25 protein-coding genes and 1 other RNA gene are annotated in these 22,109 nt (G+C 34.8%); 9 read left to right on the forward strand and 17 right to left on the reverse strand.

Annotated elements, in window-relative coordinates; translation table 11 throughout:
* Positions 1-879 (reverse strand): YicC/YloC family endoribonuclease, encoded by an 879-nt coding sequence (locus ACYPXO_RS06680; protein ID WP_459639836.1) that lies wholly within the window; start codon positions 877-879, stop codon positions 1-3.
* A gap of 148 nt (positions 880-1,027) precedes the next feature.
* Here ACYPXO_RS06680 and ACYPXO_RS06685 point away from each other — a divergent pair, with 148 nt between their 5' ends.
* Complete coding sequence (locus tag ACYPXO_RS06685) at positions 1,028-2,761, forward strand: Rqc2 family fibronectin-binding protein (protein WP_459639837.1); 1,734 nt, start codon at positions 1,028-1,030, stop codon at positions 2,759-2,761.
* A gap of 20 nt (positions 2,762-2,781) precedes the next feature.
* Here ACYPXO_RS06685 and ACYPXO_RS06690 read toward each other — a convergent pair whose 3' ends face one another.
* The 5 genes from ACYPXO_RS06690 to pheA form a co-directional block, all read right to left on the reverse strand.
* On the reverse strand, positions 2,782-4,263 hold the full coding sequence (locus tag ACYPXO_RS06690) for a DUF6612 family protein (RefSeq protein ID WP_459639838.1): 1,482 nt from the start codon (positions 4,261-4,263) through the stop codon (positions 2,782-2,784).
* Positions 4,264-4,281: 18 nt separating this feature from the next.
* Positions 4,282-6,651 (reverse strand): transglutaminase domain-containing protein, encoded by a 2,370-nt coding sequence (locus tag ACYPXO_RS06695; RefSeq protein WP_459639839.1) that lies wholly within the window; start codon positions 6,649-6,651, stop codon positions 4,282-4,284.
* 52 nt (positions 6,652-6,703) lie between these two features.
* Positions 6,704-7,219 carry a hypothetical protein gene (locus ACYPXO_RS06700; protein ID WP_459639840.1) on the reverse strand — a complete coding sequence of 172 codons (516 nt, stop codon included), beginning with the start codon at positions 7,217-7,219 and terminating at the stop codon, positions 6,704-6,706.
* A complete protein-coding gene (locus ACYPXO_RS06705; protein WP_459639841.1) occupies positions 7,203-7,712 on the reverse strand; it encodes an RNA polymerase sigma factor in 510 nt (169 codons plus the stop codon). The genes ACYPXO_RS06700 and ACYPXO_RS06705 overlap by 17 nt, the downstream gene beginning before the upstream one ends.
* Before the next feature lie 111 nt (positions 7,713-7,823).
* Positions 7,824-8,951 (reverse strand): prephenate dehydratase, encoded by a 1,128-nt coding sequence (pheA, locus tag ACYPXO_RS06710; protein ID WP_459639842.1) that lies wholly within the window; start codon positions 8,949-8,951, stop codon positions 7,824-7,826.
* A gap of 87 nt (positions 8,952-9,038) precedes the next feature.
* On the opposite strand from pheA, the gene ACYPXO_RS06715 reads away from it, so the two are divergent.
* The 4 genes from ACYPXO_RS06715 to ACYPXO_RS06730 all read left to right on the forward strand — a co-directional run bounded on the left by ACYPXO_RS06715 (position 9,039) and on the right by ACYPXO_RS06730 (position 11,450).
* A complete protein-coding gene (locus ACYPXO_RS06715) occupies positions 9,039-9,425 on the forward strand; it encodes a putative ABC transporter permease (RefSeq protein ID WP_459639843.1) in 387 nt (128 codons plus the stop codon).
* Between the two features lie 97 nt (positions 9,426-9,522).
* Positions 9,523-10,059 carry a nitroreductase family protein gene (locus tag ACYPXO_RS06720; protein WP_459639844.1) on the forward strand — a complete coding sequence of 179 codons (537 nt, stop codon included), beginning with the start codon at positions 9,523-9,525 and terminating at the stop codon, positions 10,057-10,059.
* A gap of 9 nt (positions 10,060-10,068) precedes the next feature.
* Positions 10,069-10,989 carry an aspartate carbamoyltransferase gene (pyrB, locus tag ACYPXO_RS06725; protein ID WP_459639845.1) on the forward strand — a complete coding sequence of 307 codons (921 nt, stop codon included), beginning with the start codon at positions 10,069-10,071 and terminating at the stop codon, positions 10,987-10,989.
* A 20-nt stretch (positions 10,990-11,009) separates the two neighbouring features.
* A complete protein-coding gene (locus ACYPXO_RS06730; protein WP_459639846.1) occupies positions 11,010-11,450 on the forward strand; it encodes an aspartate carbamoyltransferase regulatory subunit in 441 nt (146 codons plus the stop codon).
* A gap of 54 nt (positions 11,451-11,504) precedes the next feature.
* Here the strand turns inward: ACYPXO_RS06730 and ACYPXO_RS06735 are convergent, their stop codons facing one another.
* The 6 genes from ACYPXO_RS06735 to ACYPXO_RS06760 form a co-directional block, all read right to left on the reverse strand.
* Complete coding sequence (locus ACYPXO_RS06735; RefSeq protein WP_459639847.1) at positions 11,505-12,497, reverse strand: hypothetical protein; 993 nt, start codon at positions 12,495-12,497, stop codon at positions 11,505-11,507.
* A 203-nt stretch (positions 12,498-12,700) separates the two neighbouring features.
* Entirely contained in the window at positions 12,701-13,105 is a 405-nt protein-coding gene (locus ACYPXO_RS06740) for a hypothetical protein (RefSeq protein ID WP_459639848.1), read from the reverse strand.
* Between the two features lie 269 nt (positions 13,106-13,374).
* Entirely contained in the window at positions 13,375-14,253 is an 879-nt protein-coding gene (locus ACYPXO_RS06745; RefSeq protein ID WP_459639849.1) for a TraX family protein, read from the reverse strand.
* A 20-nt stretch (positions 14,254-14,273) separates the two neighbouring features.
* A complete protein-coding gene (locus ACYPXO_RS06750) occupies positions 14,274-14,792 on the reverse strand; it encodes a hypothetical protein (protein ID WP_459639850.1) in 519 nt (172 codons plus the stop codon).
* Positions 14,793-15,119: 327 nt separating this feature from the next.
* Positions 15,120-15,392, reverse strand: a complete 273-nt coding sequence (locus tag ACYPXO_RS06755; RefSeq protein WP_459639851.1) for a hypothetical protein — start codon at positions 15,390-15,392, stop codon at positions 15,120-15,122.
* A gap of 5 nt (positions 15,393-15,397) precedes the next feature.
* Positions 15,398-16,009: a hypothetical protein gene (locus ACYPXO_RS06760; RefSeq protein ID WP_459639852.1), complete on the reverse strand. Its 612-nt coding sequence runs from the start codon at positions 16,007-16,009 to the stop codon at positions 15,398-15,400.
* Positions 16,010-16,211: 202 nt separating this feature from the next.
* On the opposite strand from ACYPXO_RS06760, the gene ACYPXO_RS06765 reads away from it, so the two are divergent.
* The 3 genes from ACYPXO_RS06765 to ACYPXO_RS06775 are packed head-to-tail and all read left to right on the forward strand — an operon-like array spanning position 16,212 to position 17,467.
* Positions 16,212-16,559 carry a PadR family transcriptional regulator gene (locus tag ACYPXO_RS06765; RefSeq protein ID WP_459639853.1) on the forward strand — a complete coding sequence of 116 codons (348 nt, stop codon included), beginning with the start codon at positions 16,212-16,214 and terminating at the stop codon, positions 16,557-16,559.
* Positions 16,560-16,562: 3 nt separating this feature from the next.
* Complete coding sequence (locus ACYPXO_RS06770; RefSeq protein ID WP_459639854.1) at positions 16,563-16,982, forward strand: DUF6120 family protein; 420 nt, start codon at positions 16,563-16,565, stop codon at positions 16,980-16,982.
* Positions 16,983-16,999: 17 nt separating this feature from the next.
* Positions 17,000-17,467: a hypothetical protein gene (locus ACYPXO_RS06775; protein ID WP_459639855.1), complete on the forward strand. Its 468-nt coding sequence runs from the start codon at positions 17,000-17,002 to the stop codon at positions 17,465-17,467.
* Between the two features lie 28 nt (positions 17,468-17,495).
* Here ACYPXO_RS06775 and ACYPXO_RS06780 read toward each other — a convergent pair whose 3' ends face one another.
* From ACYPXO_RS06780 to ACYPXO_RS06800, 5 genes are all read right to left on the reverse strand, one after another.
* Complete coding sequence (locus ACYPXO_RS06780; protein ID WP_459639856.1) at positions 17,496-18,062, reverse strand: hypothetical protein; 567 nt, start codon at positions 18,060-18,062, stop codon at positions 17,496-17,498.
* A 16-nt stretch (positions 18,063-18,078) separates the two neighbouring features.
* An RNA gene (gene rnpB / locus ACYPXO_RS06785) (RNase P RNA component class A) lies at positions 18,079-18,541 on the reverse strand.
* 16 nt (positions 18,542-18,557) lie between these two features.
* Entirely contained in the window at positions 18,558-19,037 is a 480-nt protein-coding gene (rnhA, locus tag ACYPXO_RS06790) for a ribonuclease HI (RefSeq protein ID WP_459639890.1), read from the reverse strand.
* Between the two features lie 5 nt (positions 19,038-19,042).
* Positions 19,043-20,737: a MutS-related protein gene (locus tag ACYPXO_RS06795; protein WP_459639857.1), complete on the reverse strand. Its 1,695-nt coding sequence runs from the start codon at positions 20,735-20,737 to the stop codon at positions 19,043-19,045.
* A gap of 15 nt (positions 20,738-20,752) precedes the next feature.
* A complete protein-coding gene (locus ACYPXO_RS06800; RefSeq protein ID WP_459639858.1) occupies positions 20,753-21,337 on the reverse strand; it encodes an HD domain-containing protein in 585 nt (194 codons plus the stop codon).
* 181 nt (positions 21,338-21,518) lie between these two features.
* Here ACYPXO_RS06800 and ACYPXO_RS06805 point away from each other — a divergent pair, with 181 nt between their 5' ends.
* On the forward strand, positions 21,519-22,094 hold the full coding sequence (locus ACYPXO_RS06805) for a xanthine phosphoribosyltransferase (RefSeq protein WP_459639859.1): 576 nt from the start codon (positions 21,519-21,521) through the stop codon (positions 22,092-22,094).
* Positions 22,095-22,109: the final 15 nt, after the last annotated feature.

Below are 22,109 nucleotides of genomic sequence, written 5' to 3' on the forward strand. Positions count from 1 at the left end.
TTACTCAATATTTTGAATTTGCTCTCTCACTTTTTCTATGCCCGTTTTCAAATCAATAGCATAATTTGATACTTCCAAATCATTCGCCTTAGACAAAATCGTATTTGCCTCACGGTTCATCTCCTGAGCAATAAAGTCTAGTTTTCTTCCGATTCCTTCTGCCGATTCCAAAGTATCTTTCATATGCGCTATATGGCTTCTCAATCTGACAGTTTCTTCATCCGTACAAATTTTATCAGCAAAAATCACTACTTCTGATGCAATTCGTGATTCTTCAATTTGTGTATCCGCCAACAGATCCTTCACTTTTTCTTCTAATTTTTCCCGATACTCAACGACAATTTCAGGAGAACGTTTCTCCACTTTATCAACAAGCACGAGCATATCATCTAATTTTGCAAGAAGGTCTTTTTTTAATGCTTCCCCTTCCGTTATTCTTGTGGAAACAAACTGCGAAAATGCACCTTCCAACGCTTTCTCAAGCACATTCCATATTTCCTCTTCATCCATCATCTGCTCTTCCATTGTCAGTACTTCCGGATAACGTGAAAGTGTAGATACACGAATATCATTTTCAAGAGAAAACTTCTCTTCCATCTGCTTAAAATACTTCAAGTACTCTTCTGCCAATGTTTCATTATACTTTAAAGAAACCTGATTTTCTGAAAAATCTTCATATGTAATGAAAATATCCACTTTTCCTCTCTGTGCGTATTTTTTTAACAGATTACGAATAGATGCTTCAAAAAAATTCAACTTTTTCGGCATACGGATATTTACATCTAAATATCTGTGATTTACCCCTTTTAATTCTACCGTAAACTTACGCTCTGCTTCGGAAATCTCACATCTTCCGAAACCCGTCATGCTTTTTATCATTTTATTACCCTCTTATCGTTTATTCTATTGCAATGCTAACTTTTATTATAATCTATTTGGAAACTATCGTCAATTCATTTACTCATGAATAAAGTCATGCTATACTAGATCGGTAAATGTTTAAATAACAGCAGAAAGGATTGAACTTATGGCTTTCGATGGAATTACCATTTCAACTATCGTACAAGAATTAAATACGACTTTAAAAGACGGGAGAATTAATAAAATCGCACAGCCTGAAGCCGATGAACTGCTTTTGACAATAAAGACACCAAAAGGACAGAAAAGGCTTTATCTCTCAGCCAGTGCGTCACTTCCGCTTATTTACCTAACCGATACAAACAAACCAAGTCCTATGACCGCTCCTAACTTTTGTATGCTTTTAAGAAAACATATTAATAACGGACGAATTACTAATATTTATCAGCCAAAACTGGAAAGAATTATTTGTTTTGACATCGAGCATTTAGATGAACTTGGAGATTTGTGTAAAAAACAGTTAATTGTGGAAATTATGGGGAAACATAGTAATATTATTTTCTGCAATGACAAAGGGATGATTATTGACAGTATCAAGCATGTTTCCGCTCAGATGAGTTCCGTGCGTGAAGTTCTTCCGGGACGCACATATTTTATTCCCGACACAATGGAAAGACATAATCCGCTTACCGTAACTAAAGAGGAATTTCATACTCTTCTGGCAGATAAACCAATGCCACTTGGGAAGGCTGTCTATACTTCCTTTACCGGAATCAGCCCGATTATCGCAGAAGAAATCTGTCATTTATCAGGAATCCCTTCGGAGATAACTCCACGAGATTTGTCAGACGATATGTTTCTGCACTTTTTCAATCAATTTTCCCTTTATTTTGAATCGGTAAAAGAAGGAAACTTCCACCCTGTCATTTACTATCGTGGACAAGAACCTGTTGAATTTTCCTGTCTTCCGATTTCACATTACAATCAGTATGAGGTAAAGACTTTTGAATCCGTTTCCGTACTATTGGAAACATATTACTCAACCAAAAACACCATTACCCGCATTCGCCAGAAATCTTCTGATTTACGGCGCGTTGTTCAAACTGCACTCGAACGAAATCGCAAAAAATATGCTCTACAGACAAAGCAACTTCGTGATACGGAAAATCGCGAGAAATATAAAGTATACGGTGAACTTCTTCACACATACGGATATAATATAGAAAAAGGTGCAAAGCAATTGGAGGCTCTCAATTATTACACAAATGAAATGATTACCATTCCACTTGACACTATGAAAACACCTATGGAAAATGCTCAAAAATATTTTGATAAATACAATAAACAGAAACGTACTTTTGAGGCATTAAGCGAACTTATTGAGGAAACAAAAGATGACATTACTTATCTGGAATCGGTAAGTAACGCTCTTGACATTGCGTTAAGTGAAGATGATCTTTTGCAAATTAAGGAAGAGTTGATTGAGGCAGGGTATGTGAAACGTAAATTCACGAAAAAGAAGATAAAAATCACAAACAAACCTCTACATTATATTTCCAGTGACGGTTTTCATATGTATGTCGGAAAAAACAATATGCAAAACGAAGAACTTACCTTCCACTTTGCCGTTGGAAATGACTGGTGGTTTCATGCAAAAGGAGTCCCGGGCTCTCATGTTATTGTAAAAACAAATGGAGAAGAACTTCCCGACCGCACTTTCGAGGAAGCCGGCCGACTTGCCGCATATTATTCTAAAAATCGGGGAAATGAAAAAGTGGAAATCGATTATATCGAGAAAAAGCACGTTAAAAAACCGGCAAAAGCAAAACCGGGATTTGTTATCTATCATACAAATTATTCACTTATCATTAATTCTGACATATCAAAATTGGAGCAGGTTTAAATCCTGCTCCAATTTTAATGTTAACGTGCTGACCAATATCCTTTTACTAATGTTCCGGCTGATGACTCCTGTCCTTCAGGATATGCTGTTGACTCAAAAACATAATCTTTAAAACCTTTTACCATTGAGAAACAGCCACGCATTTTATATGTGTTTCCCGGATAGAATTTTTCTTCGTCACTTCTTACTTTCATTTCTGTAATACTTCCCATACCGATATATGTGTGTGTTCCGTCTGCGCTTGGAACACCGCCACCACTTTTATTTTTTGCACTAAAAGTAATATCCGGTTCTACCATTCCGTAATCCGGTGCAGGAAATTCCTTCGGAACCATTACTTCATAGTCGAATACACATAACTCAACGTCTGCCGGTAACTTCATCTGATTTACATCGATTTTTCTTCTTCCGAATTGGTTATGTTGCTGAATTGCCTGATTGACATAATTAGCATCTTGACTCATTGTTGTTACTTTATTGATTCTTACATAAACTGTATGATATAAATTATCTTCTGTAGCATAACGTGTTGTCTTAACCCATTTATTTAGCGGTGCAGGTGATGTCATAGACGTCTTTGTCAAATCAACTGCATCTTTCACATCTACATTTGCACTTTGACCACTGCTCTGTTGATTATCATCATCTTTATCATCAGACTCAAAATCTTCATCATCAAAATCTAATCCGCTGCCAAACCCCTCTGTTTCTTTTAAAACATCTTTAGGCACTTCGATTTTTTTCAATTTATTGAAGTCACCGTAACTGATTTCCATTTTGAATTTTTCAATATCTAAATCTGCGGTTTCACTCATTTTTCCAAAAATCTCTTTCATATCAAGTGTAACTTTTGCAGGAAGAAGTTCTTCTTTATAAATAGCCACTGTACAAGGTACCTTTATATCCTCATCTTCATCTGAGAGGTATTTGTCTAAGTCTGCCTCTTTTGACATATCACTACTCATAAGGTATTCCATAATTTCCGAACTGACCTCGCCCTTTAATTCAAAGCATTCTTTATCGTTTACTTTCACAAGATCTTCGTTTAATTTAAATTTTTCAAAAGATTCTTCAAACTCGCCAAATAAATCTGTTGACGGTTTTACTACCTCGTCTTCATCTACTTTTTCTTTTTTCCATTTTCCTTGCTGGTTAACATAATTGATATACTCATCATCTTCTTTAACAACATAACTTTCTACTTCTGTGGAAGCACTCTGTCCTAAAAGTTTCACACCGACTTCGCCTTCTGTATGGGTTTCTCCTGTCTTCATAATAGTTTCTACATCCATTTCCATGTTCATCTCTGCCGTTTGTCCTTCTTGTGACATTTCCATGTTTAAAATCAAACTTGCTTCTGTCGATTTCATACCTTCTAACTTTTTATTCATATCTGTAAGTAAAGATTCCGGTGTTGCCTTCTTGCCGCATCCTGCTGCCAATGCCATTGCCATCACTGCCACAATTCCAATAGTTGCCAATCTTTTCATTCTTTTCTTCATAACTTTGTCCTCCTTTGACTATTTTGTAATATAAATAACTCCCAACCAATAAGTTCCCTGCAATTTATTATTTCCAAGTCCGGTTACAACCTGACCTGCAATTTGATTAAACTCTTCTTCCGTAAGCCCATATTCAGTTCTAAGCGTCGCTTTTCCGTTTGTTCCGACTTCTTTTACAAGAGAATTTGCAATGGCACTTTTTTCAAAATATTTATTATTGATATGATAGTATTCTTTTGTGTCTTCTTTTGCCGTGTAATCCGAAATAACTGAATTCACTAAATATCTGTCATCTTCCACAAGAACTCTGTCCGCTTCCGCATTCGGCAGATTCAATAATGCGTTTGTTAAAATTTCATTATCATTATTCGTTGTATCCACTATCTGCCATTTTCCGTCAACCTTTACTTTATTCCATGCGTGTGGAAGATTTCCTTCCAAATATCCCGTTACAACGATACATTCTAATCCCGCTTCCTCTGCGAGAAGTTTGTATGCACCTGCATAACTTGCACATACCCCATTTTTATTAACCAAAACACCGTATGGGGTAAAAGAATCGTTAAATTCCTTATCTACCTTTTTGAAATTATTTTTCTCTGCATTTTTCAATGCGTCATCATCATATTTTGCATTCTCGCAAAGATAATTATTTAGGGCAATTTCTTTTTCCAGTTCCGTCATATCATCTTTAACAACTTCTTTTACTACCCTTTTTACTTCTTTTACAATTTCTTCCTGTTTTTTACGCATCACTTCCGGAGAATCATCATATTTAATAATGAGATAATCTCCCGCAATAGAGGCACTTCTCACTCCCAGCGCCAGCGGATTTTGATATGTCGCTTCCTGCCATGCATCCAATAATTGTGACTGGTCTTTCGCTTCTTTGAAATCTGAGAGGTCAATCATCGCATTTCCCGCAACCATGTTCCTTCCAATATACTCGCTGAGTGCAGAAGTTGCCGTAATCTCATAATCAGTTGCGTAAATATTTTCTTCTGCTTTTTCTTCTTTCTCCTCTTCCACTTCAAACTTGGCATCTGTACGTCCACCTCTTGCACGAAGTGTATCCTGCCGCTCTTTTAATGCCTTCAAATCTGCCTTTACAGTTGATTTATCGTACTGTTCCACTACAGCCACATCTTTAAATGCTGTTCCTTCAATCTGATATGGAATTTTTACAATATCTACCTGTACATTCTTCAAATCTGACATATCCGGCTTTTCATATTGTCCCCATGTTTCCGTCTTTTCTTTGGCATTCTCTATATCATATGTAATTAATTTCTGAGCAAGACGTCCGTCACACATGGTTACCCAAGCATATGAAGGAAGTTCATTAAAACTTTTTGCATATCTTGAACCTTCCTCTTCTCTTGATTTCTTTCCTTCCACATTACTTGCTATCATCTTTGCCAACTGATGTTTACTGAAAGAATTGCTGATTGCGGAAGTTCCGTCTTCATTTGCGGCAACAACGCAATACTTCTGTTCCTTTAAATTATTTTCAGTAACAACCGGTCCTGTTCCCTGTCCATATTTATCTACAACCCATTTTTCATTTCTGGACACTTCTGCCACAGTAAATGTATTGAACATAATATTGCTATCCGGTGACCATGATGTCTTATCCGTTATCCCTCTCGTCATACCCACCATACTGTAGCCGCGTTCATCATCATAATCATATTGTACAACATAGTAGGCTTTTGCACCTTTTACTTTCTCCCAGTAAAATTCAGGTTTTCCTTCCTCATTCACTCTAAATTTTACTTCCGGTGCTTTTTTCACTTCATTTTTAATTGTAAACGGAGTAATAATCGGTTTTTCCAACTTTTCCCCTGTTTCAGGATTTACATAAAGCGCCATGTAATATTGTGGAAGGTTTCCCCAATCCTCAAATTCATCTTTATCAAAAAGAACATTAGATACTTTATCATATCCGAAAATCAAATCTTCATCTTTCTCCACCTGCTGTGGCGTCACGCTAATCTGTGCCGTAGACCAGCGTGGTGGTTTGATTTTCAACATCTGAGTTTCTGCGTTCCATTCAAAATGTGTTCCGACTCTCTGCGTTAATTCGGGGTCTTGGTAAACCGCCACCAATTCCGTATAATTTTTAAACTGCCCGTTCTTAATATCAAATCCAAATTGAACCGGAACCTTTTCATTTCTCTTTACGTCCTCTATCGTATCTTTATAAATATATTTCTCAGAGTCCTCATACTTTTCTTTTATCTTTGACGATAACTGTTTTGACGTTGTCATCTCCGCTTTTTCTTTTTCCTTACTGCCACCACTTTTCTTCTCCGTCTGACAGCCTGTCAGCATCAATGAAAATGCCAATATCGCACAACAGATACCCGTTACTTTTCTTCTCTTCATAGGCCTTCCTCCCTTGCTTTATAACAATAATACCCTGACACTTCAAAAAAGGTTACAACATTTTCCTTAAAAATATTAAAAATTCTTTTTCTGTCACATTTTTACCATAAACATAAAAATAATTTTCTTTCTCTTCATAGGCAGCATAATAATTGTCTGTTCCTTTCTCTTTGCAAATATAGATATTCTTACCATCTATCCTACTTGGTTTCGCTTTCAAGACTTCTTCCGGTATATTCTCTTTCCCGTCCAATTCTTCCCATTCGATTTTAGTTGTCTGTTTATCTTCAACATCCTGCTTTCCACCAAGTGAAAGTCCCGTTTCCCAATCAGATGACTCACGGAATACAACTGTCTGCACCTCTACATTATTCTGTATCTTACCCACATAAATATATCCGCCTAAAATCGTTATACAGACACAGGCTGCCACCGCTGTACCTATCCATATATGTCTTTTTGCCTTTTTCTTCTTTCTCGTTTCTGTCTGTATCTGTTGTCTTGTTCTCTCTATCAAGTCTTTTGGAGCATGAATGTTATCTATCTCATGTCTATACTGTTCCCGCATATTCAACTTCTCCTTTCAGGTGATTTCTAAGCATATCTCTCGCCCTTGACAGCCTTGTCTTTACTGCCGTTTCCGACTGTTCGAGAAGCATACTGATTTCCTTTATGGAATATTCCTCATAATAAAACAAATGAATAACCGTCCGATAATTTTCCGGCAGTTTCTGCACCGCTTCTGTCACACTCTCATCCTTTTCCTCCATCTCGTAGGAGTCTTCCATATCATACTCCAATGATGCCCTATGTCTGTTCCACGCACTGTCAAACTGTTTTTTACAACAATTTACCGTAACTTTGATAAGCCACGCTTTCAAATGTTCTTCTGTGGAAATTTTATCTGAATTTTTAACAAATCTTAAAAAAACTTCTTGAAACACGTCTTCCGCATCTGCCTTATTTTTCATATGAATAATGGCAAGTCTGTACACCATATCGGCATATTCTTCCAGTACCCATTCTGCACAGAAATTTGCCCTTCTGCTCTGTCCACCCATAGAAGCCTCCTCATTCACGTCTTTTCTTTTAGTAATAATGGTATTATACCTTCTACATCTATTTTGCACAAGAAAAATTTCTTTTTCAAATAATTTTTATGCATTTTGCCGTTAATAATTTCCGAGAATACGCAAATTCCTTGTTTCATCACGCAAACCACGAATCGCATTTTTCACGGACGAATCCGCCATATTCCCCTCAAAATCCACAAAAAAGCGATATTCCCAATTTCTATCTTCTATCGGTCTGGACTCTATTTTTGTCATATTTAAATCATTATAAATAAAATGCGAAAGGAGATGATACAGCGAACCGCTCTCGTGAGGAATTTCAAAACAAATACTTATTTTCTTTGCTCCCTCCAGAAATACTTTCTGGTTTGTCACTATAATAAATCTTGTAGAATTATTCTCACTGTGATTAATAGAGTGGGCTAAAACTTCCAAACCATACAATTCTGCCGCATATTCACTACATATTGCCGCTTCCGTGCGTTTACCGATTTCCAACACCCTTTTTGCCGCCACTGCCGTGTTTTCCACGCTTATCTGTTGCCAGTTTCTATGTTCCGCCAAAAACTTCTCACTCTGCATAAGCCCTTGCGGATGAGAATATACCCGTTCTATGTCCGATAATGTCGCTCCTTGTACTCCGACAAGAGCATGGCGAATAGGAATGATAACTTCGCCTACAATATAATTTTCAAATTCCACAAGCAAATCATATACTTGACTGACTGCACCTGCCGAAGAGTTTTCGATAGGAAGAACCGCAAAATCCACAGATCCTTCTTCTATCGCTTCCATTGCATCACGAAATGTATCTACATGAAAAACATTTTCACTGTTTCCGAAATATTGTCTAAGTGCCTGCTGACTATACGCACCGTCCGTTCCCTGAAAAACAAGTCTGGCATTCCTACTCTCCAGTTCTTTCAATTGAATAAATGCAGTTTTTCCGTACACGCCGTTTTCTCCTAAAATCTGATACTGCAATTTTCTGCTCATAGACATAATCTGCTCAAACAATTCACGAATACCCTTTTTATTTCTCTCGTTTGATGCCTTCTCACTCAGAACAGCCAATTTCTCTTCCTCTCTTTTTCTGTCGTATACTTTCTTACCCGTCCTTAATTTGTCTTTTCCCACCTGCTCACACAATTCCATTCTTCTCTCATAAAGGGATAAAATCTGTTCATCTATATCGTCCAATTGTTCACGTATTTTCTGTAATGACATATGTCCCACCTCTTCCTCATTTATTATTTCTGACTATTATAATATACATCAAGTTTAAAATCTATCTTTTACGGCAATACTTTCCCTATGAAAAATAAATTTATCTTATGTGGAACAGTTGGCTGGTGTATGGAAATCATTTTCACTTCCATACATTCTTTATTTCGCAAAGACCCTAAACTTATCGGACGGACGTCCATTTGGATGTTTCCTATTTACAGTTTGGCAGGGCTTCTTACCCCACTTTGCAGATTTCTTAAAAATAAAAGCGTAATGATTAGAGGTGTTATATATACTTTCTGCATTTTCCTCTGCGAATTTCTGACAGGCTCTCTTTTAAAGAAATATAATGCTTGCCCGTGGGATTACACCGATGCCAAATTAAATATTAAAGGATTAATCCGTTTAGATTACGCTCCTCTATGGTTCGGGGTTGGGCTTCTATACGAAAAACTTTTAAACAGACAAAAATAGGACGGGAATTTTTTCATAATTCCTGTCCTCACCTGTTGAAAATCTTCTTATTTTATTATATGATATATAAAACTTTTCACATAGGAGGAAAAATATTATGAACACTGTGGAATGTATCAAATCTCGAAGAAGCATTCGCAAATATAAATCCGACAAAGTAGACTATGCACTACTTGAATCGATTATCTCTACCGCTTCTTATTCTCCCTCTTGGAAGAATACACAGATTACACGCTATATAGCAATTGAAGACACATCTATCATCAACAAAATTGTTACCGATTTCACCCCAGAATATAATGCAAATATTATTCGCCAAGTACCAATGTTAATTGCAGTAACAATGGTAACGGGACGCTGCGGTTTTGAGCGTGACGGTTCATTTTCAACAAAGAAAGGCGACCGCTGGCAAATGTTTGATGTGGGCGTTTCCTGCCAGTCTTTTTGTCTTGCAGCACATGAGGCGGGACTCGGTACGGTTATAATGGGAATTTTTGATGAAGACGGCATAACGGAATTACTGAACATTCCCGAAGGACAGGAACTGGTTGCTCTTATCGCTCTTGGCTACCCTGATATCGACCCTATAGTTCCAAAGAGAAAAAGTGTAGAAGATTTATTAACATACAAGTAGGAGGAATTTATGAAACATTTATTAAACCCATTGGATTTATCCGTAGAGGAAATTGATGAAATTTTAGACTTGGCAAATGATATTGAGGCACATCCCGAAAAATACGCTCACGCCTGCGAGGGAAAAAAACTTGCCACATTATTTTATGAACCAAGTACAAGAACAAGATTAAGTCATGAAGCAGCCATGATGAATTTAGGCGGAAATGTACTCGGATTTTCTTCTGCTGATTCAAGTTCCGCTACAAAAGGGGAAAGCGTATCGGATACAATTCGAATGATTGCCTGCTATGCCGACATCTGTGCTATGCGCCACCCTAAAGAAGGGGCTCCTATGGTTGCCAGCCAACACTCTACTATCCCGATTATCAATGCCGGGGACGGAGGACATCAACACCCTACACAGACATTAACAGATTTGCTTACTATCCGTTCCGAAAAAGGACGCTTGCACGACATCACTATCGGGCTTTGCGGTGATTTAAAATTCGGACGTACAGTACACTCTTTAATTCACGCACTTGTACGTTATGAAAATGTGAAATTCGTATTGATTTCTCCTGAAGAACTCAGACTTCCAAGTTATATCCGCAAAGATGTTTTGGACAAAAACAACATTCCATATAAAGAAGTGGTACGCTTGGAAGATGCTATGGGCGAACTTGATTTACTTTACATGACCCGTGTACAGAAAGAACGTTTCTTCAATGAAGAAGATTATGTACGCATGAAAGATTTTTATATTTTAGATTCTGCAAAAATGGCATTGGCAAAAGATGATATGCTCGTTCTTCACCCTCTTCCTAGGGTAAATGAAATTGCTGTTGAAGTAGACAAAGACCCTCGTGCCATTTATTTCAAACAGGCACAATATGGCGTATATGTCCGTATGGCATTAATTTTAACATTACTGGAAATCAAAGTTTCTTAAAAACGATAAGGAGAACCATTATGACAAAGAATACACTTAACGTAAGTTCCATTGAAGAAGGTTTCGTACTCGACCATATCCAAGCAGGAAAAAGTATGGATATTTACCGTTACTTGAAATTGGATAAATTAGACTGTTGTGTTGCCATTATTAAGAATGCAAAAAGTAATAAAATGGGCAAAAAAGATATTATGAAAATCGAATGTCCGATTGATATTATTGATTTAGATATTTTAAGTTTTATCGACCACAATATTACAATCAATATTATTCAGAATGATAAAGTTGTTGAGAAAAAACGTTTGGAACTTCCAAAAGAAATTACCAACGTAATCAAATGTAAAAATCCTCGCTGTATCACTTCTATCGAACAGGAGCTTGACCATGTTTTTGTTTTGACAGATGAAGAAACACAGGAATACCGCTGTAAATACTGTGAAGAAAAATATCATAGAAAATAATAGAAAAATAGAAGTTATAAAGTTTTCCACTTTATAACTTCTATTTTATTTCCCTTATTGTTCTTTTACCAATCTATAATTTGTGAAATAGTATTCTTTAAACTGGTTATCCAACCATTCCTCTTCTCCCGTTTTCAGATTCACTTTACCGATTTTGCCATTGAATTTATATAAATACTCACTTGCCTCGTCTAAATAGAAAGCTTTATCCAATCGTTCCAAGCCCTTTACTTTCTCTGTCTTATCCTCTTTCAGATTATAACGATATACGCTATTTCCATTCACATCTGATTGAACTCCAAACAAAAGGTCGTTTTTATTTGCAACAAGTCCGTTAGACTGTGGCATCTTTTGCTCAAACAAATAGTTCATTTTACCGTTTTCATACTGATAGTAATAAAACGGTATTTCTAATTCTTCATCTTCCGAATGGTTTTCTGCTCTGTTCCATTTGTCACGCAACGTATATTCTTCCGATTCACTGTATGTCTGTAAAACAAGACCGTCTGTTTCCGGTACATATGCGACCTGCCAAACAGACATATCCTTATGTTTATCATGTGGAATTTCAATCTGTTTTATCTTATTTGAATCACGATCAACAGACCAAAGCATAAATTCTTTAGAATCGTTCGGTGTCTGTGGAACACCTACTACAATATAATCATTTTCTCTTGGTATAATGCTGTTAATTCCCCAAAGATTATTTGTTAACTGCTCGGTTTTCTTTGTTTCCAAATCGTAACGATACACTTCATCGTTCCCTTTTTCATCTTTTGCCGAATATAATACGGCTTTCCCCTTATCATCAACTACAGCAAAATTAAACTGTGTTGCCAAATCAATTTTATACTTTGACGAATTCATCTTGTCTTTTTCAAAGTCATATGTATTGTTTTCTACAACAATCTGATTTTCATTTAACCTATCGGCATTTGATGTAATTAAACGATAATCTGTTAATTCGGATTTCTTTTCAGAAGTCTGACACCCTGTAAGCATTAAGGCTGTCACTGTTAATAATAAAATTTGTTTTCCTCTCTTCATGATGAGTTCTCCCCTTTCGTATTTCCTTGTTCATTCTGTGCCATGTTGGTTTATACTTTTTCTCTCTTTTCCACTCCCCCCTTTTATATATTCATGTAATAATTTTATATCTAATTTTCCATTATTCGCACAAACACTATGATGAGCCTTAATATGACATAGAAACATCTAAATTATTGTCTTTTGTTAAAAAGTAGTTAATCTTACATATTATATTTTTTTAATAATATATATTTTACAAAATTGAAATACCCCAAAATCAATACAAAAGATATAGCACCTATTTGAACCATTTTTTCTTCCCCTAAACCAGAACTTAGAATCTTAGCAACTGAAATCCCACAGATTCCAAATAACAAAAGCACCCAACGAGTTGCCATTTTTTTCATTGGAACTGAAACATAGGCATTTCTTTTAATTAAATATATAGTAATAAGTATAAAAATTAATAACATAATCAAATATAAGCCCAACAAAACTACTATATATTCTAAATGGTATCTCGATTCAATGGTAGATAACATCAAAACACTGCATCCATTTCGTATATTTCTTTTCTTTTTATTTTCTATTCCGTATAATAAAAATTTTTCTAATTTTTCATTCATAACATTCTTCCATTTTTCAAATCTTTTATAAATTCAAATTCTATTTTATCAATATTACATTGTCATTTGTTAAAATTATAAGCGATATTATTCTCCTACTATTGTTCTTTTACTGTTGGATTTATGTAAGACCTATATTTTTACTTCACTTTATATGAGTATAATCTCTCATCTTCCAATTCTACTTTATCTGGATTCGGAATGGAACGATTTGGAATGTTTTTCAAATAAACTGTTGTAACCCCGTTTTCTTCTTTTATATTTCTCCACTATCCTATAACAGTTCCAATGAAACTTAGTAAATATAAATGTATCGGATAATACAGATAGAAAAAATATTTCCATTGTTTTTTCGGTTTCTGATACTTATCTTTTTTTCTATAAAATAAACTCATCAGTGGTAATGCAAATATCATCATCCATTGAAAATTTTCAAGAAAGAAATAGGAAATATCAATCTGCCTATACATAGAAGTCAAACCTATATCCCTTGCTATAGTTTCTAAAATAGGAAAATATACATAATCTGTCCTTAAATTTATTCTCGGAATAATCTGCAGAAATCCGAAAAGCGAAAACAATACGCAAAAAACAATATACCATATTTGAAATTTTCTCTTATCCTCTTTCCATATATATATTCCCAACCCTAAAAAACTAAATGTCAGACTTTCCATTCCTAAAAATAATCCTAATACCGAAGAAATACACTGTATAATCAATTCACTATCAAGAACTTCCACATAAGTCAACCAAAACATCAGTCCGCTTAGAACTATTTCTATCAAAAAGAATGCTGAAAATAACAGAACTCTTTTCCGAGTATTGTTCCTTGTTGTATCATATATGTAAATCATAACGGTCATCAAAAACAGTGTTCGGAATATATTATTATCTACATTTATATTGCTAAAAACAGAAAACAAGTAGTTTATCATTCCCATAGCAACATTCGCCAAATATAACCGTGTCATATATTTTTTTCGATTTCTTGTGAAATCCATAGACCACGCACAACAGAAAACAAATATCGGTGCTGAAAGTCTTCCAATCCACCTGAATAAAATCGGTGTTCCGAGTATAAATGCACCTATATGGTCTATTGTCATTAAAATCAATGCTATAATTTTTAAACTCCTACTTGTCATAAATTATTTAACCCTTATTTTTACTTCACTTTATATGAGTATAATTTCTCATCTTCCAACTCTGCTTTATCTGTATTCGGAATGAAACGATTTGGAATATTTTTCAAATAAACTGTTATAACCTCGTTTTCTTCTTCAAAATATGTTTCTATGTCAAAACATTTATCAGGACTTTCTCCCTGCTGTTTCTTAGGATACATCGTTTCCATAACGATTGCATTCATTTCTTTGTTATATACAAGAATTTTAGCACACAATCTGTCATCTACAATGGTAGCAATTTTTAAAATACCCTTTTTCTTATTTTTCGCATCTTGCAAAAAAGACTGTATCTCTTTATTTTCTGTATTCATAACTTTTGATACATCAATATAACCTTTTTGTTTTAAGTCCTCCATTGAAACATTGGATTTCAAAGACATCAGTTCTTCCCACGCATCATTTTCTGAATATCCCTGCTTTCTGACTATCCAAATAGCTAATATCAAAATAATTAAAATACTGATTAACAAGATAATTTTTTTATTTTTACATTTCATATTTTACTCCTTTTATGTAATATATATGTAATATTTTTTAAATAATTTTTAATGTTTTCTGTTTTTTATTTATTTTTGTGGTTGTTTTCTGTTTTTACGCCTTTATATTAATATACCTTATGTTTTTAGTCAATAATTATTTATTACTCAACAAAATTTTTTATAAAATTAAATTCCTTAACAAATAAGGAGACACATAAGGCTAAACCTCTTATTGTCTCCTGCTTTTTATACAATTCTTAGGGAAAATATTTCCGCTAAATTTATAAAGAAAAGTTCTCTGCAGTATATCAACTTTTTATCGTATTACTTTTTTTCACTCTGTACCTAGTCCTTCATTTTTTTATATCCTACTACCGCAATAATATCACTATTTTCATTTATCACATAAGCAATTTCTCTTGATTTCAAAATATTGCAAGCACACTTTTGATCTGCGTCCAATGATAAATTTATTTTATCAAAGCAAACACAACACGAATACTCTTGTGAATATACTACTTCATTATCTAACGCATTCAAAACCATTTTTTCTAAAGCAACAAGTGAAATTTCTCTTGATAATTCATACGCAAATATATCTGTAATTTTATATTTCATATCGACTATTTTTTCACAATTTTAGATTTACTTTGAAAGGATCCGCCCGCTCCTGCTTTTGTAGTAAATGTTACCCCTGAATAACCAACCAATACTTCCTTTGAATTTCCTACATTAATATCTGCTTTTATAGTACTACTTGTCTTATGCGAGCCACTCAAATTCTTTGAAAAACTGTCATTATAATATGTTGAACCAAACACACTTACCGATTTTACATACGCTCTTCCCCTCACCCTGTCTAATGCCTCATCCGCTTCTATATCATAATACAAATCTCCTCTTTTTCCACTCCAATTTCTAAATCCAAGATGAAAAACTGCCCATTCTAATTTGCCATCTGAGACTTTTGTTAATTGTGGTACATCATCTAACTTATCAAAAACTGTTTCTGTACACGTTCCATCCGAATTAAAACGTAATAATACAGTTATTCCATCTTTTAATTCGTCTAACGTTACATTAATATTAATCTGAGATGAATTTTGTATCTTTTCCGATGATGCCAATGATTGTATTGGATATAACAACATCGATCCAATCATTAATAAGGAAAGTAAAAATTTCATTTTTGTGTTTACCCTTGCTTGATTTGTGTATTTTTTTCTTTTCTTCATACCACACTCTCTCCTTCTTTTACTAGAGGTTTACATCAATATGCAAACTCTCAATAATCTTAAATTTTATTTTCAGAAGATCTTCTTTATATTTTTATATTACTATACCACATTATATTAGTCAATAACTATTTAGTTTTTCTAAATATTGATTTATCAATATTTTAAATGCTATAATTCAATATGTAGAAAGGAAGATACTATGGACGCTAAAAGTAATTTCAGACGTGGTTCTGTAGAATTACTCGTTTTACATTTACTACAGGAAAAAGATTACTACGGTTACGAGTTATCACAAAATATTAAATCACGTTCAAACGGAATTATCGACATTCCTGTCGGTTCTCTATATCCTGCTCTCTATAAATTAATTGATAACGGATATATTACAGACTACAAACAACAGGCAGGAAAAAGACTTGTACGCGTATACTATCACCTTGAACCTGAGGGAAAAGAACGACTCAATTTACTCTTAGAAGATTATTACGCTACAAATGCAGGGATACAAAATATCCTAAATTACGAATTGAAAGAGGGGGGAAAATAATTTATGACTAAAACACAGAAAAAAATCATCAAAGACTATAAACGTGAAATCAAAAAACTTTTACCTATTTTCACAAAGAACGAGAAACATTTTCTCAATGATATATCTGTTTCTATTAAAGATTATGCTACTTCAAACGAAATTTTTTCTAAAGAATCACTTATAGAAAATATAGGCGAACCTAAAGATATTGTTGCAAGATACCTGACTGATATGAATGCAGACTCACTCCGTAAAGTTTTATCTCGAACAAGATACATTCGTATTGCTACAGTATTGGTAATTTCTATTGCTATTTTTACAGGGGCTTTTAGAATTGTAACCTTATATCTGAATTATAAAGGTGCTGAAGAAGCCTATATTCATCGGGAAATTATAGAAACAACAGAGTATATTGAAGTTCCTGAATCAGACAACAAATAAAAAGGAGTTTTACATTCATGAAAAAATTTTTATGTTTACTAACATCTGTCATCTTATCTTATTCTCTAACTTTTTCCTGTTTTGCATATACTTCAGACACTCCCAAAACAATCTCTAACGAGTATACGCAAAATAGATATGTTTATGAAATTACAACCACTGAATACAACCATTCTTTTTATAAAGACCAAACAAAAACCGTTTCTCGCACTGCAACATATAAAACCCCAGCAGGAAATTCTTTATGGAGCATGACACTTATCGCTACTTTTAAATATAACGGTGTTTCTTCCTCCTGTACTTCCTCTAAAGTAGAAACTAAAATTTATCACTCTGCTTGGAAAATAACAAACAAAACAAGTTCCCACTCTAAAAATACTGCAACAGCCAAAGTAACTGCTAAACTTTATAATGGAAGTGCTTCCATACAAACAAAAACTAAAACACTAACATTAACCTGCTCTAAGACAGGAGTTATTTCATAATACAAAAGGTTCATAAACAGTTTTTCCCCTAACTGTTTATGAACCTTTTTTCAATCTGTTCTTTTAACTCTTTAATTTTAAAGCCAAATGTAACTCGCCCATTACTATAATATGAACCCACTAATTTTTCTTCATCATTTTGCAAAGTAATATAAAGCAACTTCTGTTTCATTTCTATCTTGGTAATATCTGCTATTTTATAACAATAAAAATCTGCCGTTCCATATCCCCAGCCATATATTGCCTTTTCAGATAACACACATTGCATATGAACAATACTTCCTTTACACCATAATGTATCGGCTACACGGTAAACAAAATCATCTATTTCCCGTAATTCTTCCGCCGAAACCATGTCACAAACTTTTTCCATATGTGCTATTTCCACTTGTTTTTCACATTTATGTAAAGCAAATACAATTACAGCATAATATAACAGCAGAATGAGAAAAATACTTCCCACCAAAATCATATCCCATTTCTTAAAGACAAACGTGTAATATCCCATAATGAATAAAAAGAACATTATTATGCCAATAATTGTTCTCTTCTCTGATTTCCGTTTTCTTTTTTTCATATGAATTAAGTATTCCATATTTTTCCTTTCAATGTATGTAAGCAAGACGATAAGCCGGGTTATGTCGTTGGACGGTCATCTATCTAGACCTATCGTTGCCAATAAGTTCAAGCAACCTACCTAAAACGTGGCGGGCAACCACAATGTTTTCATTCGGTTTTGCTTCGGGTGGGGTTTACATATGCCCCTGTTGTTACCAACAGGGCGGTAGTCTCTTACACTGCCCTTCCAACCTTACGCCAAAAGAGTTGTACGGTAGGATAAGTTGTAAAACAACTAACCCTACACGGCATTTGCCGTATACCCTCCTGCAAGTATATGGANNTCCATATACTTGCAGGAGGCTGCACATCTCGTTACTAACGCGGTACATTTCTGTTGCACTATCCTTAGAGTCGCCTCCACCGGACGTTATCCGGCACCCTGCCCTATGAAGCCCGGACTTTCCTCACCTGCGGTCTTTCGACACTTGCAGCTGCGACCGTCTGTCTTACTTACATACAGTTAGATATTTTAACACACTTCTACTACATCGTCAATTAAGTTTTCGCCATCAGCAGATGATGTCGCCAAAAAATCACATCGTTCATTCTGCATATGACCATCATGACCTTTTACCCAAACAAATGTTACTTGATGAGGCTCTTTCGCTTTTAATAAGCGTTTCCACAAATCAATATTTTTTACAGGCTCATTTTTTCCTCGTTTCCAGCCTTTTTTTATCCAACCGTCAATCCATTTTTGGTTAAAAGCGTCTACAACATATTTTGAATCCGAATATAATTCAATTTCACACGGGCGATTTAACGCTTCAAATCCGGCAATAACTGCCATTAATTCCATACGGTTATTTGTCGTTTTCTTATATCCTTGAGATAATTCCTTTGTATGCAACTCTCCTTTTGTATCCACATACTCTAAAACTGTTCCGTATCCCCCCGGACCGTCAGGATTTCCTCTCGCTGCTCCATCCGTATATATTTTTACCTTCATCATATCTATACTCTCCATTCTCCAGTTTTTAGAAAATGCATTGCCGTATGCTCTGCATTTTCAATAATCTCTTTATCATATCCAATCATACTCAATAATTTTATAGCATTTCTTGAAACCGCTCTTCCACGGTACAACTCATAATTAAATAAAATATCATTCTCCTGAATTTCCTCTTGAAAATGATAATTACTGTACTCATTTTCCAGCATATGTGTTAATTCTATATCATGTGTTGCCGCAAAACAAAGCACCTGCTTTTTAGAAAGACTCTTTAAAATCTGTGCCGATGCCGATATACGTTCTACCGTGTTCGTTCCGCGAAGCACTTCGTCCACAAAACAAAGCATAGGTATCCCTTCATCTGCATGACTTAAAATTCTCTTTAATGATTTGATTTCTACTATATAATAACTTTCATTCCCTTGCAAGTTATCTTTTAATGCCATAGAAGAATAAATTTGAAAGAAACTTGCACGATAAAATGAAGAGATACTTGTATATATGGTCTGAGATAAAATAGCATTAATCGCCACCGTTTTTAAAAACGTAGATTTTCCGGAAGCGTTTGATCCGGTAATCAGCACATTCCTGTTCTCTGCTATGGAATTTGCCACCGGATTTACAATAAGAGGATGATATACATCTTTTACATCCAAAAATGCCTCCTTCGTTTCCCTTAATTCCGGAAGGCTATAAAATGGAAGACTTTTCCGAAAAGACGCTACAGAAATAAGCGCATCCAATGTACCTATATTTTCTACCAACTCATCTATTGTATCCGCATTTCGTTTGATTTCTTCCAGCATGGAATTGAATTTTAACAAATCAATATGTGTTGCCACACGGATATAATCCAAAAATGCCTCTGCCAGACTACCCGTTTCTCGTTGTGTAGACATTAAAAGAGATGAACCAAAACGGAACTTTTTGAATTTCTTCCGAATACTTGCAATATTATCTACATAAGTTTGCACTTCATTAATCTTTAATTGGGAAATCTCCTTGCTGACGTCCAACATTTTCAGTATATGGGAAAAAGTTGTTAAATAAGGCTGTATCTCCCCTTTTCTTTTATAATAACGCACAACGTCAAACACCAAAAGCATGAGCATAACAGCAAATCCAACACCAACTTCAAAAACAGTCATCAAGATAAGTCCAATCGGAATAGTACACAGCGCTATATAGTGTTCTACATTGCTTTCTTTTTCCAATGTAACAAGCAGATCAATATAATCATTTATAGAAAATCTTCTTGTCTTTCCTATCTGTTGAAAGCAGACTTCCAACTCCACTCTCTCACTTTCGTGTGTAGCAAAAAAATGTATGAGTCGTTCCCTCTCATCCAACGTTTTCTGCTCTGTCACAGGTATTCTCAACAGGTAATATAAATATTCCTCTCCCGCAGAACATTTCGTATTGTTTGCATAGGCAAAAACATTATCCATATCCAAATCATTCCATGTAATGTCATCAATATGAGGTTTTCTGATTTTTCCTTTCTTCAACTGATATTCAAAATATCTTGAAATCTTCTCTAATTCTTCTTCATCATACTCTCTTTGGGGAATTTTCCCCCATTCTTTTAAAAACTTTTCTCTCCAAACTCTTTTTGCTTTCTTTCCGCCGACATACATATGCACAATCCCGAAAACAATAAGAGCAAATATGGAAGCCACTATAAATTCTACCTGCATTTAAGTTTTCCTCTATTATTCACAAATATTACCCAGTTGAATATTCTTCTCTACGATTCTTTGCATTTCTTCCCATATCGTTTCTGAAGTGTCTGCAATTCTCTCATTTCTTTTATAGATCTGTTCTTTCTTCACCTGATGTTCACTCCAACTTTTGCCCTTTGACGCATCATTTAACAGCATTGGCTGAAAATTATCAAGCAGATGAGCGTATTTGGCGTCCTCCGTTTCATATGACTCAAACTCTTCCCATAGTTCTCTGAAATACTGTCCCTGCTCTGTCGGAAGTATATTGAAAATGCGATCCGCTGCCTTTTCTTCACGCTCTCTTTTATCTTTCGCTCCCACACTGTCATAGGCATATGTATCCCCTGCGTCAATCTCCACAATGTCATGAATCAGCACCATCGTAATTACTTTGAGAAGGTCAATCTCTTCACTGACGTATTCTTTCAGTAAAATAGCAGACAATGCAAGATGCCACGAATGTTCCGCATCATTTTCTTTCCTTTCCCCATCAGCCAAATACGTCTGTCTAAAAATATTTTTCACTTTATCCACTTCAACAATAAACTGTATTTGCTTCTCCAATCTTGTCATTTTTCATTTCTCCTTTTCCGAAATAATTATGTATCATTTTACCACGAAAGAAAAAGAAATACTACTCCCCTTTCATTTTCTAAAATTTAACATTGAAAAAAATCTGATTATGCGTTATCATGAATAACAATATAAACTTACTATAATCAGAGTGAATTTTGATTAGGAGAGGAACAGAATTATGCAACTTTTAAAAGAACGAATTTTAAAAGACGGTGTTGTTAAACCCGGAAATGTACTGAAAGTAGACAGTTTTTTAAATCATCAGATGGACATTAACTTAATCAATGAAATCGGAAAGGAATTCAGAAGAAGATTTCCTTCTGATAAAATCACAAAGATTCTCACTATAGAGGCATCCGGAATCGGAATCGCCTGTATCGTTGCACAGTATTTCAATGTACCTGTTGTTTTTGCCAAGAAAGCACAGAGTATCAATATTGACGGTGACGTATATTCGACAAAAATCGAATCTTTCACACACAAACGTACATATGATGTTATTCTTTCTAAGAAATTTTTGACAAAAGATGACCATGTACTTATTCTTGACGATTTCCTTGCAAACGGATGTGCATTACTTGGATTAATCGACATTGTACATGAAGCAGGTGCTACAATCGAAGGGGCAGGAATTGTTATTGAAAAAGGAATGCAAGATGGCGGTAAGAAAATCCGTGAAAAAGGAATTCACTTGGAATCCCTTGCCATTGTGGAATCCATGACAGATACAGAACTTACATTTAAAGAAGATTAACCGCAAAACAGATTG

The sequence above is a fragment of the Faecalimonas canis genome (assembly GCF_054601575.1).

Excerpts from the sequence above, each read along its gene's own strand:
- ACYPXO_RS06780 (WP_459639856.1), bottom strand. The coding sequence starts at position 18,062 with ATGGAATACTTAATTCATATGAAAAAAAGAAAACGGAAATCAGAGAAG.
- pheA (WP_459639842.1), bottom strand. The coding sequence starts at position 8,951 with ATGTCATTACAGAAAATACGTGAACAATTGGACGATATAGATGAACAG.
- ACYPXO_RS06735 (WP_459639847.1), bottom strand. The coding sequence starts at position 12,497 with ATGAAGAGAGGAAAACAAATTTTATTATTAACAGTGACAGCCTTAATG.
- ACYPXO_RS06745 (WP_459639849.1), bottom strand. The coding sequence starts at position 14,253 with ATGACAAGTAGGAGTTTAAAAATTATAGCATTGATTTTAATGACAATA.
- ACYPXO_RS06705 (WP_459639841.1), bottom strand. The coding sequence starts at position 7,712 with ATGGGTGGACAGAGCAGAAGGGCAAATTTCTGTGCAGAATGGGTACTG.
- ACYPXO_RS06805 (WP_459639859.1), top strand. The coding sequence starts at position 21,519 with ATGCAACTTTTAAAAGAACGAATTTTAAAAGACGGTGTTGTTAAACCC.
- ACYPXO_RS06775 (WP_459639855.1), top strand. The coding sequence starts at position 17,000 with ATGAAAAAATTTTTATGTTTACTAACATCTGTCATCTTATCTTATTCT.
- ACYPXO_RS06770 (WP_459639854.1), top strand. The coding sequence starts at position 16,563 with ATGACTAAAACACAGAAAAAAATCATCAAAGACTATAAACGTGAAATC.
- ACYPXO_RS06750 (WP_459639850.1), bottom strand. The coding sequence starts at position 14,792 with ATGAAATGTAAAAATAAAAAAATTATCTTGTTAATCAGTATTTTAATT.
- ACYPXO_RS06795 (WP_459639857.1), bottom strand. The coding sequence starts at position 20,737 with ATGCAGGTAGAATTTATAGTGGCTTCCATATTTGCTCTTATTGTTTTC.
- ACYPXO_RS06700 (WP_459639840.1), bottom strand. The coding sequence starts at position 7,219 with ATGCGGGAACAGTATAGACATGAGATAGATAACATTCATGCTCCAAAA.
- ACYPXO_RS06720 (WP_459639844.1), top strand. The coding sequence starts at position 9,523 with ATGAACACTGTGGAATGTATCAAATCTCGAAGAAGCATTCGCAAATAT.
- ACYPXO_RS06695 (WP_459639839.1), bottom strand. The coding sequence starts at position 6,651 with ATGAAGAGAAGAAAAGTAACGGGTATCTGTTGTGCGATATTGGCATTT.
- ACYPXO_RS06755 (WP_459639851.1), bottom strand. The coding sequence starts at position 15,392 with ATGAAATATAAAATTACAGATATATTTGCGTATGAATTATCAAGAGAA.
- ACYPXO_RS06690 (WP_459639838.1), bottom strand. The coding sequence starts at position 4,263 with ATGAAGAAAAGAATGAAAAGATTGGCAACTATTGGAATTGTGGCAGTG.
- ACYPXO_RS06800 (WP_459639858.1), bottom strand. The coding sequence starts at position 21,337 with ATGACAAGATTGGAGAAGCAAATACAGTTTATTGTTGAAGTGGATAAA.
- ACYPXO_RS06760 (WP_459639852.1), bottom strand. The coding sequence starts at position 16,009 with ATGAAGAAAAGAAAAAAATACACAAATCAAGCAAGGGTAAACACAAAA.
- ACYPXO_RS06685 (WP_459639837.1), top strand. The coding sequence starts at position 1,028 with ATGGCTTTCGATGGAATTACCATTTCAACTATCGTACAAGAATTAAAT.
- ACYPXO_RS06730 (WP_459639846.1), top strand. The coding sequence starts at position 11,010 with ATGACAAAGAATACACTTAACGTAAGTTCCATTGAAGAAGGTTTCGTA.
- ACYPXO_RS06680 (WP_459639836.1), bottom strand. The coding sequence starts at position 879 with ATGATAAAAAGCATGACGGGTTTCGGAAGATGTGAGATTTCCGAAGCA.
- rnhA (WP_459639890.1), bottom strand. The coding sequence starts at position 19,037 with ATGAAGGTAAAAATATATACGGATGGAGCAGCGAGAGGAAATCCTGAC.
- pyrB (WP_459639845.1), top strand. The coding sequence starts at position 10,069 with ATGAAACATTTATTAAACCCATTGGATTTATCCGTAGAGGAAATTGAT.
- ACYPXO_RS06740 (WP_459639848.1), bottom strand. The coding sequence starts at position 13,105 with ATGAATGAAAAATTAGAAAAATTTTTATTATACGGAATAGAAAATAAA.
- ACYPXO_RS06765 (WP_459639853.1), top strand. The coding sequence starts at position 16,212 with ATGGACGCTAAAAGTAATTTCAGACGTGGTTCTGTAGAATTACTCGTT.
- ACYPXO_RS06715 (WP_459639843.1), top strand. The coding sequence starts at position 9,039 with ATGAAAAATAAATTTATCTTATGTGGAACAGTTGGCTGGTGTATGGAA.